Annotated in this window: 3 protein-coding genes; all 3 read right to left on the bottom strand. The window is 42.9% G+C overall.

Translation table 11 applies throughout. The features are described 5' to 3' along the window. Positions 1–62: 62 nt before the first annotated feature. The gene (gene rtxA / locus EAE89_RS10505) at positions 63–10,979 is read right to left on the bottom strand and encodes an MARTX multifunctional-autoprocessing repeats-in-toxin holotoxin RtxA (protein ID WP_214085775.1); all 10,917 of its coding nucleotides are present in this window, start codon (positions 10,977–10,979) and stop codon (positions 63–65) included. A gap of 1,164 nt (positions 10,980–12,143) precedes the next feature. Continuing rightward, the gene (rtxC, locus tag EAE89_RS10500) at positions 12,144–12,605 is read right to left on the bottom strand and encodes an RTX toxin-activating lysine-acyltransferase RtxC (RefSeq protein ID WP_054476752.1); all 462 of its coding nucleotides are present in this window, start codon (positions 12,603–12,605) and stop codon (positions 12,144–12,146) included. A gap of 21 nt (positions 12,606–12,626) precedes the next feature. After that, the gene (rtxH, locus tag EAE89_RS10495) at positions 12,627–12,983 is read right to left on the bottom strand and encodes a protein RtxH (protein WP_149616638.1); all 357 of its coding nucleotides are present in this window, start codon (positions 12,981–12,983) and stop codon (positions 12,627–12,629) included. Positions 12,984–13,116: the final 133 nt, after the last annotated feature.

Raw genomic sequence — 13,116 nt, 5'->3', positions numbered from 1 at the left:
TTTAATTTAAGTATGCTATCTACTTTACGACAACTTTTTTACTTATCTTATAGCGAAATTAATCAGGCAAATTTTCCTTTTCCCATCACGGTATCCGTCCACGCTGTTGTAATGACCGCTTTCGCCTTACTATCCAGACTTTCAATAAAACCATTATCACCGGCTGTCGGAGCAAAACCGCTCATTGCCTGGATTAATGAATCAACCGCATTATCAGAAAGTGCCGTGAATTCACGTTGCTCTGAAGAGTCTTTATTCTCCATATGAATCACCATCTTGGCACGATGACCATTAAAGTAATCATTAAAGGTGATTGAACCCACCGATTCAAAGAGTCCCTGAGCCGTTTTATCCTGAGTACGACGGTTCACTGATAACACTAAATCGTATCCACTACGCTGGAACCATAGGTTTTGCCAATCAATTCCGTTAAAGACAATCATATCTTCTGCATTGATATCATCAACCTGACTGTCAATCACCTTACCGCTGACCACAAAGCTGTCTACGCCTGCCCCGCCCCGGAAGCGGTTCTGATATCCCCCCAGAACCAGCAGATCTTGACCATCACCACCGTCAAACTGGCTGAATTTCGAAATGGTGGCTGCTATCAGGTTATCATCACCTTCTCCACCATTAATCACCGCATGGTAGCCCATCAGTTTAATGACATCGTCACCCGTGTTGCCATCAATTCGGTTAGCATTACCAAACACTCGGCCAAAGTCATTGCCTTCACCTAACTCAACCCGGTTGTTATTACCGATGGTCACAGCATAGTCCTGATCTTCACCAGTATCCACCCGGTTATAGTTACCGGAGGTGACAACATAGTCTTGTCCATTACCGGCATCAATAAAGCCACCTTCACCAAAGACAAAGGATTGATCATTACCTTCGCCCATAAATACCTGGTTAATGCGCCCGGCGACCACGGCGGTATCATCACCCTTACCGCCAAACATCCAATTTTCACGTCCCATCAGAACGCCCAAGTCATCACCTTCACCACCGGTAAAAATGTTAGAGGTGCCAATTGAGTAATAAACATCATCACCACGACCTCCCCAGAAATTGTTGTTATCGCCCAGATAAGCACCGAGATCTTTACCGTCACCGCCCCAGTTGAAATTGTAGTTCCCCAACGATACATGGATATCGCTATCCCCTTGCAGATGACCACTGTTATGCAAGAAATCAAACGTTTTCTGCTCCATATTGAGCAGATCTGCGGTTAGATTTTCTTTCAGATTGCTCACTAACGATTTCATCTCTTGTTGTTTATCTTCGCTGAATATCGTCGCAAACAGATTAGGCAAATTCAGCGAATTAAAGCCCAATGCACGCTCTGGTTTGTCATTCGCCTGAATATTCCTATTGTTGATGGCAGCCAGCACACTCTTTTCCCGATTTTCATCAGGCGCTTTCTCTTTTAGCCCGTGGGTGACAAAAAATGATTCAATACTATCCGCACTCATATCGGCGTTCTGTTTCAAATTATCGATCAATTTATCCGGATCAGTGAAAGCACGTAGTTGATCACCACCAAACTTGTTAATAACTTCCAGCATTTCTTTCAGAATCGCCTCGCCATCAACGGGTTCGCCAGTACGGCAAACAATCTGTCCTTCAGGGGTGTAATCCACAGCAAAAATATCCGCTAAAGTGGTATCTGCATTCACACTGGCTAACCGACCAAGCAATTTGTTTTTAAGTTGACGCGGTAAGTCTTGTAGCGTGTAGGTAAATGTTGTCTTCGCCATGCCCGTTGTTGAATACTGCTGCGTCATCAAACCAAACAGTGAACCCAGATTGGTATCCAGAATCGATTGAATATGATCACCGAACATAAAGTTCCAGCTACCTGTTGTAACCTGAATATCCGCACCCTGACCACCTACCGCAAAATTGAAGGATAATTTTTCATTGGCCTGACGGAATTTACCCGCACGACTTATTTTGCCCGTTTCAGTATTGTTGCCGTTGCTACTTAACCATTGGTGGTATTTCTTATTCAATGCTGCTTCCGTGTCACTTTTCAAACCACGGCTACTGCGTTCATGCTGCGAATCCAGATCAGCCAGTGTTTTGTAGTCCACGCTACTAGTTTGGTCTAAGCCAGACATATCCTGCACAAACTTCTTTGCCCCAGATAACGTCCACTGCCGCTCTTGCGCCGTCAACCAGTTCCCCTCTTCGCTGGAACGAGCAATCGACTTCAATACGCCAGTAATACGAACCGCACCATCAAATGGATTAACTAACGGTGGCGTTGGGATAGATTTATCCATCATGACAATCAAGTCATTACTGCGCCCCCGATTGAAACTGACGTTACGATTACCAATAAACATCTGCGCCCCTTCAAGTGCTTGATAGCCGCCAAGATTAACGCTGTGCTTACTTTCACCATCACCAATGTGCACCATCACATTGTTATCACCGAAAGCCAGTGATTTAAAACCACCGGTACCCACTTTGATACCCACGTTCGATGTTCCCCAGTTGACCGCAGTAAACTCACCGTCACCCACGTTTACCTGTATATTACCGGTGTAACTCAGCGGCTTATCCGATTGAGGGTTGGAGCTGATCTCTATTCTGTTTTTATGCTTTCCTGGCGCAGTGAAAATATGATGATTATCCGCAATTGCTCCTTTAGCTACCGAATCAGCGTCTGTGTACCCCACCCTGGCGAGGTTGATATCGCTTTCAGCCACACCACGACGCAATTTTTCTGTTGTGGTTGTTAGTTCACCCTGTTCATTCCAGCGCAATACCAGTTTGTTATCATCCAATTTGTTAACCCACTGATTCTTTTTATCGCGGGTAAATTTACGGCCCGTTGCATCAACAGCCACTTCACTACGACGCGCTGAAACATCACTACGGATGCCCTGTTCATCTAAAGCGGTAATAAAACGATAGGCAAAACCGTTCCGCTTATCATCACTAATCAGTGAACAACCCACAATGCTGATACGATCAGGTTTACCTGCCGGCTCAAAGTTCTGACTGAACTGCTTTAGTTTTATTGCCAATTCATCGGCACTGTAACCACTTAAGCGCGTGTTATTGTGTTCCGATTCATCACGGCCATGACCAACAATCTGCCAACGTAACTTACCTGATAAGCTGTCAGGATCACCGTAAATGACATGATATTTGCCGTCAGAATCGAATTTAACAATGACGCTATAATCCGGGTGTTTACCCGCCAGATTGAGTGCTGCCTTTTCTACAATCGGGTCATTTTCCATCTGAATAATGATCTGACCACCAAAACGCATTTCACGATCCCCCCTCTTTTGCAGCGAATTCTTTACCGTATCCCGATTTTTATGTTGATAACCGGAGACTAACTCTGATGTTTTATTTTTGCCCGATAACGCTTGCAATGCATCCACCGAAGAGTCGTTCTGTTCTCTCTCTGGGGTATTTTCTCGATAAAGATGTTGGGTCTTCTCAAATGCACTATTTAATGCCTGATTTATCCATAGTTCTCCTTTATCTCCGGCAATATCCATCAGATCCCTATAACTAGCAGTGTAGTTTTGCAGTACCTGCCGGCGCTCATCACCGGTCTCCTGCAACGCTTTGTAGACCACCAAACTTTCATTAACCGAATGACCACCATCAAATACCAGAAACACCAAAGTATTAAGATATGCCTGCTCCTGCGAGAAAGTGGGATCTTGACTAGCAATATAGTTATTGAGGTGAACCATGATATTGGTTGATCCAGAGGCTCCCGTCACCACGGAATGCCCTTGTACCAGTGCGTTACGCTCAAGTGCGGTTTCCTGTCCGGGCGTCAGTATTCTGCCCGCTGCAACCTTTCTGCCATATAGAAAATCTTCATATTGATCACCAGATGGCTGGTAAGGTAGTGCAATACCATAATCATTAGTTTGCTGTTCAGATAACTTCACTTTGTAAGTAACATCAGCCATATTCGTTAACTTACTACTGGTGGAACGAGCCTTATAGACTTCATCCCGATAGAAAATATCCGCTTCCGCCTTCCATTGAGATAAATGTAACCCCATACCATCAGTGTTCGACATTTTTACCGCCAGAAACGGAATTTTGATCATTTCAAAACCGTTATCCACCTTGGTCATCATAATCTTAAAATTATCAAAGGTCGGTTTTTGCAAGAATGTAGTCAGTTCAGGTACTCGACTGAACCAAGGACGAATATCCTTTTTAATTTTTTCGGCAAAAGCTTGCATCCTGATAGCAATCTGCCGGTCATGCTCGGTTGAGCCAGAAGTACTTTGCATATATAACTCAAACTCCTGCACCAGAAACTGACCTATCCGCCTGGAGGCGGCTATCACATCCGGTGATGCGGTTTTCACCAACGTATGCGCCAATTCAGAATCAAAACGACGGCCAAATAAGTTGTCAATATATTGGGTAGTTGACTTTTCTCTGTGAGCGTCAGCCTGTAATGACAATACCAAACCATGTAACTCAGGGTATGCATGTAACTGGCTAACCGCATCATTAAATAACCGGATGGTTTCTTGAGATGTGACTTGTCCGGTGAGCCAGAGTTCCCTGGCCCGTTCAATCAAAGGCCCCGCTTCCGGGATATTCGCGGCTTCCAATCGGCTCATGAAAACAATGAGGCTTTCACTTTCGGTCTTAGGTGCCTCCCGTTCAGCAGTCGAGTTTTTTCGAGTTAAAGGTGTAATTTTCCATTTAACAAGTTGATTAATTTCGTCTTGGGTGACACTACCTTGCAAACCGACAATACGTCCGGTTCCATCAAATATGACTCGTTGATTAAGTCGTTCAACATGTTGAGGCGCCACGGCGATCCCAAGGACGCCAGCAGATTCGGCGCGCTGGGCCTGCAAGTGCTCCATCATCCGGCCCATCCTAAAACGTATTAAGTTCACTTGACTGATACGCAGAGCAAATTCCTTTGAGTTACTCTGTTGCCAATGAGAAAGTGCCTGCTCAAACTGCATCACATGCTCTTCATCAAAATGGCTCATCGTTTTATAGAAAATATCCCGTACAGCCGTCAGCGCTTTACTGAGTTGCCTTTTCCGCCTCAATGTTCGTACATTTGGATTGATAAATAGCTTATTTCCCTCTTTCAATAAATTAAATTTTGCACTTTCAAATATAGCGGAATTTTTCTGCTCTATTTTGACATCATTCCCCAACGATTCCAGATTAATGCCTGAAATTCGCGGCACTTTTCTGACAAGCTCATCTGAGCTGTTCGAAGTTGGCATCACTACGTCGTCAGATTGTGCTTTGGCAGATTGTGCTTTGGCAAATTTTGAAGTAGTTAAAACGCGGGTATTTTCTGCGCGAATACCGGCATTTATCTGTAGACGATCAACCGCTTGTTTGGCACCATCCAACGCTTGTAGCTCTTCTTCGGTCAATCCCTTGTAGAATTTTTTTTCAGCTTCCGGTATTAATTCGGGATCAATATAACGACTTGTTTCCCCTGCTCCTGTCGATTCGTAGGCTTTGCCAGACAAACCACTACCACCAGCACCAGTACGATCAGGTCTGGAATCACTCTGTTTTGCCTCTTTAGCATCTGCCTGTACTTGAGCAATCTTACTTGCAGCCGCAGCAATATCACGTTTACCCCGATATTCCGCCCCTTGATGGGCAATATTTGCGTCATTTTCCGCTTCTTTGGCCCGTTGTTGTTGCAATAATGCTTCTTCTTTTCTTAACGCTGCTTTTTTCTGAGCCTCTGCAATATCTTGTTTTGCACTGGCATGATGCTGTTCACTTTGCGCTACGCCGACCTCGGATTTCTTAACTGCTTCTTTTACTTGTTGTTGGTTATCCGTAATAGATTGTCGGACATTCGTTAATTTTCGCTGTGCAATAAATTTGGTGTCATTCAACTTATCCTGAATATGGTCCAGGAATTGGCTAGCAAACTGATTGCGCCACGGGTTACCTGATTGACCGCTGTAATTGGCATAGTTATCAAGTATATCCAAACCTTGCGTCATGGAAATCAGTTTGTCAGTCTCCGCCTGTGCTTCTGCTTCTATCGCATTACGCTGTATCAGCCCACTTTGGTTAAGCGCAGCCTGATCCGTTAATTCTAATTGGGATTGCGATTTTGCAATGGCTGCCAGTTGTTTCTCTTTTTCCTGTTCCAGTAGTTGGCGATCTTTTTCCGCTTTTTCTTTATCACTTAACGCATTTTGCGCCGCTTTATCCTGTTTCACATGTTCGGTAACAACATTGGTTTCTCGTGGATTCTTAGATCTCGCAATAATGTTATCCACAATATAGCCTATGCCATCATTCAAACCGGTTCCTTTAAACTCAATGCGGTTCCTGCCGGCTGTTGCCGTTAATTTCAGCGTTTTATTTTGCCATTTCGCAGTATCTCCAGACGTTGAGAATATCTGTTTTCCGTTCCAAAAAACCTCCATACCACTTTGAGTAATATAAGCATCTGGACGATTAGTAAAATCAAAGCTCAGTGAAATCACTTCTCCTTCAGACAAGTCTTGCAAGTCCTGGTAAATCGTGGTGTTTTTATCGACATCAAGTTCACTAACTCGCTCACCATGGCCGGCGTTATCAAGACCATAGGTATTCGCTGAACCATATGCTTCTATACCATTGGTTGATTGCCAACCCCGATCACCTTGTTCAAAGTCACCATTAATGATCAGATTTTCATTCTGAGCTGATACAGATCGCGTTTTTCGATTCAAAGCACTTTCTATTGACCCCACATCCGGGGTTTCCACAGCGGTTACAGCACCATTGAGACGATGGTTTAAATCTGAATTTACCGGCGAAATTTCATCCATCTGAAAGCCATCAATAGCAGAAACTTCCGCTAAATTAATCGCGCCTCTGCCTTGATGTGTCCCGGACGTGTTAGCTTCATCCCCTTGAATCAGATAGTTGATGGCCTGACTGCCTCCTACACCTAATGCTGTCTGTTTGATATTCTCAAAAAGGGAAGGGAGTTTATTGCTTTCTGCCACAGAAAAACTGTAAAAATCACCGTTACCAATTTTAATCGCCACATTATTACGTGCATAAAAGGCGTTGATACCCAGACCATCACCAACATGAATATTGGTATTGCCTTTACCCTTCATGACCGCAATATTAAGGCCATCTCCAACTGTGGTGTTGACGTTATATTTCCCCCACGCCACATTAACTGAAACACCATTACCCACTTTGGTATTTACATTAAGATCACCCTGCGTTGCGGTCACACTTAAACCATTTCCCGCCATGGTCGTGATGTTAGCTTTACCTTTTGCCGCAATAACCTGTACACCATCACCGACTTTAGTGACGATATTTCCTTCACTCCATAAGGCATTAAAACTGTCGCCCTTACCCACCTGAGTGACAATGTTAGCTTTACCTTTGGCAAGCACAACATTACGCCCATCTCCCACTTTAGTGATAACGTTGGCTTCGCCCCAAGCTCCAGTGTAATCATCACCATTGCCAACATGGGTAATGATATTAGCAGCCCCCTGGACGACCGTGACTTCCTGCTTATCTCCCACTTTGGTAATGATGTTTGCTTTACCTTTAGCGAAGTTGTAACGGTTGCCATCACCGACATGAGTCAGGATATTAGCTTCTCCCCAAACGGCGTTAATCCCAGTACCATTCCCCACTTTGGTTATGATATTGGCTTTACCTTTGGCGAAACCCACGGTCAAACCATTGCCGACATGAGTCATAACATTACCCATATCGGAAATAAGCAGGCCAACTGTCGTACCATTCCCCACTTTGGTCAGAATATTGCCCTTGCCAAGCAGTACGCCAGCAGTTGTCGCGTCGCCGACATGCGTAATAACATTCGCTCTCGCCGCTGCAACGACTCCCATAAAATCATCACCCACTTTGGTAACGATATTGGCCTCACCCAGTGCTAACACGCCGGTTAAGCCATCTCCCACATGGGTCATAATATTGGCTTTACCAAACATTGCCGCCAATGTCGTACCATCACCGACTTTGGTCATCACGTTCAGTTCACCAGCGAACAAGCCAATACTGGTACCATTACCCACATGCGAATAGATATTGGCTTTACCCATCATTAAGGCGGCAGTCATGTCATTACCAACTTTAGTCAGCACATTGGCACCTCCGATCATGGCAGCAAAGGTATTGCCATCACCCACATGAGTAAACACATTGGCTTTGCCAATCATCCCTGACAGAGTTATGCCGTTACCCACTTTGGTCGCGATATTGCCTTTTGCCAGCATCAGGGCAACACTTGTGCCATCACCAATATGGGTGAACACGTTGCCAGCCGCGATCATTAGTGCCAGCGCATTACCGTCACCCACTTTGGTAAAGATGTTTACTGCACCGCCCATCAACGCCCACGCATCCCCCTTGCCAACATGGGTAAAGAGGTTGCCCGCGCCAACCATAGCCGCAATAGATGTACCATCCCCGACTTTAGTGAAGATATTGCCTGCTGCTGCCATCACGCCCAATGTCAAGCCACCGCCAACATGGGTCAATACGTTACCAATGCCGAACAAGATGCCAGTCGTGTCACCCTGTCCGACTTTGGTCAAGATATTTGCGCCACCTAACATAATGCCCGTGGTATTACCGTCACCAACATGTGTAAGGACATTTGTACCACCGCCCATTATCGTCAGTGCATTACCTTTCCCTTTTTTAGTCAGGATATTGGCTCCGCCAAATGTTATGGCTGTGGTGTTTGACGTTTCAGTCTCATCACTGAGATGCGTGATAATATTGGCACCACCAAGCATGCCAGAAACCAGATCACCCGTGCCGAGCTTAGTCAACACATTAGCGCCGCCCAAAAGTACAGAGGAGATATCCCCTTTTCCCGCTTGGGTGATGACGTTAAAACCGCCCACCCCAGACCAATCCGCGCTACCATCACCTATTTGGGTATGAGTATTGTATCCCCCCAACATCAGTACTCGACTGTTACCGTTGCCTTTGTGAATTGAGATATTGCCATAAGCCAGAAGATGAGCCAGATATCGCCCATCCCCGACCCGCACGAGAACATTTGCTGCACCACCAGCGTCAATATCCATTTCTCCATTCTGGCTTTGGTGAACAATGACGTTTGCTAAACCAGCACCACGGAACGATAGATCGCCCTCTTCACCACTTTTTACAATCACATTAGCAGCACCGCCGCCTTCAAAATGCGTATTACCAAATGTTGAATTGTGCAGAATAACGTTAGCCGCACCCGCTCCGGTGAAATTAATATTACCGTGCGTCACATTGGATATAATAATGTTTCCACCACCTACACCGTTGAAATAAATATCACCAGCACTATTACCACCCGTTCTTGATAATTTGATAAGATCTTGCTCAGAATAACCTTCAAGATTAGTCAAAGAATCAGTGACATCGTGTTTTACATTTAGATCATAATGAAGCTGACTTAAGGTATAGCCAGCACCTATTGATTTGTAACCATGAGGATAGGAAAACGTTTCATTTACTAAACGATCTGTATGGTTACCCTTTTTATACCAAGCTCTTGCAATATATTTCAGTTTTCCTGTTTCAGGATCATTTTTCAGATTAACCGCAACCACTTTGGTATAGGGCTCCAAAAATGCCGCATACACATAAGTATTCGGTTGAACGTTCGATTTAACCGCGGAAACATCGACTTTAAAACCGTCTGAACCAATTGCATATCCGCCCATTTTGGCATCATTCAGTGTGACATCTTCTGCTTTAACATTCGTACCACCAGCATAAGTCACCCATTTATCTGTTAATAATGCTTCCTCAACACCCTGTATCGTGTTTTTTTGTCGATATATAAGGTTAATATTAGAGAGAGTGATAGCCCCTTCGTATTTAATCGGGAAAAATCCGTTGTTTACAGAGATATTTTCCGCTGCCAAGTTCTTAAGATGGTGACCTTTCTTATACCAAGAAGTGGAGTCATAACGGAGCTCACCGGTATCAGGATTATTCTGTAGCCGCACAGCAACAACTTTGGTATTAACTTCATCAGCAAATGCAAAAAGATAAGTATCTGGCTCTATGGTGGATTTAATCGCTGTAACTTGCTGAGATTGCTCAATCCAACGGCCCTCCACTGTTGCCGATGTCATGATAATATCTTTAGCCCGAGCAAATTCTATTTCATTTTTCACACCGGTTCGGGTAATTTTGTTATAAGCCCCGGCACCAGTAAAATAAATATTGCCGTGGGCAATATCAGAATAGAGTTTGTTATAACCACCCGCACCTTCAAGAGTAATATCACCTTGTGTCTGTTCATACACATCTTCACTATGGCGTATACGTTCAATGCGATTTGATGCGCCCGCACCACGCAAGATAATGTTACCTTTTCTACCTCTACGCACAATATGATTATCAGCGCCAATACCATTCAAAGTGATATCGCCACTTTCTACTCGCGAACTGATATTATTTGCAGCACCTGCACCATTAAATGTCACATCTCCTTGAGTGCCTTGATAACGGTTAAACCAAGTACGGTCAATTTCGTTAGCAACTCCTGCACCAGCAAAATACAAATCGCCTTGGTTAGTTTCATGCCATAACTGATTATATCCACCAGCACCTTTAAAACTGGTATCACCAGATAAACCTTTACGAACTAGTTTGTTATAGCCAGCCGCACCCGAATAATATAAATTCCCCGTTTCACCGGTGTGATCAATAAAAGCCGTCCCGGCTGCACCTGCAAATGACAGGCCGCCATTTCCCGTTTTACGAATACCGGTATAACCTGAAGCTCCCTTTACCGAAAGTTCACCATTCGTATGGTATACATCGACCTTTAATGAACCCACAATAACATCATCATCTCCGCCATAAGCATAAACTTCACCACCAACACCAATAGCAGTAATACTATTACCATTATTATCGTCGTAATATTTTCCAGTAAAGAAGTACTCTGTACTTCTATTTGATGATTTCCCCATCAATCGTCCTTTAATTTATCGTTGAAATTAAGACCAAAACCATACATCTAACGAATGTAGCGATTGCTTTGAATATTCAATTTCTTATATACCCAATAGATTTCAAATTGCAGCGCGGCGGCAAGAGAACGCATCCCCAGGAGCATAGATAACTATGTGACTGGGGTAAGTGAACGCAGCCAACAAAGCAGCAACTTGAAAGATGACGGGTATAAAATAGGGCAAACCCTCTGACCTTTTAATAGTCAAAAAAATAATGAAAAATCAATTAGATATCCTTTAAAAGCTTGTTTGATTCATGATTATTATCATTCTATTCTCTATAAAGTTTTATCTCTGTTTAATTAAACAAAGAGAAAAGATACCGTTATTATCATTAACATTAGAGATTATTTGCACAAATTTCTTAGGCACACCTTTATCCCAAAAATAATTTATTAATAAAACGTGTATAACAAGAAAAATATCAAGTCCAGAAAAAATTTAAACTGATACATCTATAAACACATTTTAAAAAACATCGCTGAGATAAAAAAATCAAAAAAGATATTTAACGCGGATATGTTTTTCCACGAAAATATAGAAAAAACAGGAGATGCAATAAAGTAACGAATAAACCAAAACATAAATCACATTAATTAAAATCAATTATTTCATTCCACTATCATTAAAACATTGAACATTATAACCATTAAAAAAATATAAGTAAATGAGATAATAATTTCCTACTATTTTAGTAGGAAATAATAATAGCCAATAAAGTTACTATTACCTACCACCGGAACAAAACTGTTCATTATCTGGGGTAATGATGTAAACCACATTGTATGTATCGGCATTTTGGTTTCATCTAATTTCGACGTCTTAATAGATAATTTTCTATTCCTGGGGTTAATCTCAGACGAAAAGTCTCAGACGAATCAACTATACCTGTTATCTTTCAAGTTGCTTCTTTGTTGGCTGCACTCACTCACCCCGGTCACATAGTTATCTATGCTCCCGGGGATTCGCTCCCTTGCCGTCGCGATGCATCTTGAAATCTATTGGGTATATAGCTCTGTAAGAAAATTCTGTTTGAACACCCCCAACCAAGACAGTTAAACCTGCATAGAGAAATGACCCACTTTTCAATGAGCCACTTTTTATTATTAAATAATACTAAAATTAAACAAAGAACCACTGTACCTGACGGATACAACGATTATTTTGAGTATCAAGTTTTCCGCGGACAGTACAAGCTTTCTGGCCTTTCCATGGCAAAAAGACACGGCGGCGTAAATCTCTGGCAACTTCACGCCCATGACCAAAAGGCGCAATCATTTCGGGAAAAAAGATATATGGACCTGAACGCCAATCCGTATGAGTAAGCTCTCTTTCTCCCGCAAGCAGTTCCTCCCGATTTTGTTCCGACAAAAAAGCCCAATTACAGAAAGCAATAGGGCGCCCATGTTCATCTTCATAGTAGCAAAACTGATTGAGTTCAAATGCAGGCAAAATACGCTGCTGCCATTCAGACACCAAATATCTGCGATGAAGAGGAGAATGCTGGCTCAATAGCATCACTCCTCCGATCATTGCCTGTATTTCTGCGGTATTCAGTTTCACTGGCTGATGTATAATCGCCATGCGTTATTCAACCATCAGATGTTATTTTTCGTTTTTAGCTGCACGTTTCTTCGCATTCGCAGGTTCTTCCACCATAACTTCAGCTTCTGATGTAATCTGTTCTTCCGGCAATTGCGGCGCCGGTAAAAACCCTGCCGCTATCAATTTATCAAATTCAGCCGCCATGCGTGGATCTTCCAACATATTTTTAACCATCGACACCATATACATAAATCCCGATGCTGGCATATGAATAACTTGTTTTAATTCAAGTTCATTGTCATTTTCCGCCATTACTCCATTCGCCATACGATTGGATTCCTGACCAACAAAATAAAGAGAGAAAACGCCCTTGTTATAATTGACGCTAGAGACAGTTTGTACAAATTTTTCAGACATATTTATTTACCAAAAAACAAACAACTTATTAATAAGATTGTACAATACGTACAACAGTGAAAGCATTAAATACAAAGATATTATGAAGTTATCTAGCTATAAATGCTTTTATATGAGTGAATCAAATAAAATA

Origin of the sequence: Photorhabdus heterorhabditis (genome assembly GCF_018448905.1) — a bacterium.
Classification (GTDB): Bacteria; Pseudomonadota; Gammaproteobacteria; order Enterobacterales; family Enterobacteriaceae; genus Photorhabdus; species Photorhabdus heterorhabditis.
Note: the sequence above shows the minus strand (reverse complement) of the source record. Positions and strands in the feature narration are given on the sequence as shown.

Coding starts and splice junctions, on each gene's coding strand:
- rtxA (WP_214085775.1), bottom strand. CDS start 10,979: ATGGGGAAATCATCAAATAGAAGTACAGAGTACTTCTTTACTGGAAAA.
- rtxC (WP_054476752.1), bottom strand. CDS start 12,605: ATGGCGATTATACATCAGCCAGTGAAACTGAATACCGCAGAAATACAG.
- rtxH (WP_149616638.1), bottom strand. CDS start 12,983: ATGTCTGAAAAATTTGTACAAACTGTCTCTAGCGTCAATTATAACAAG.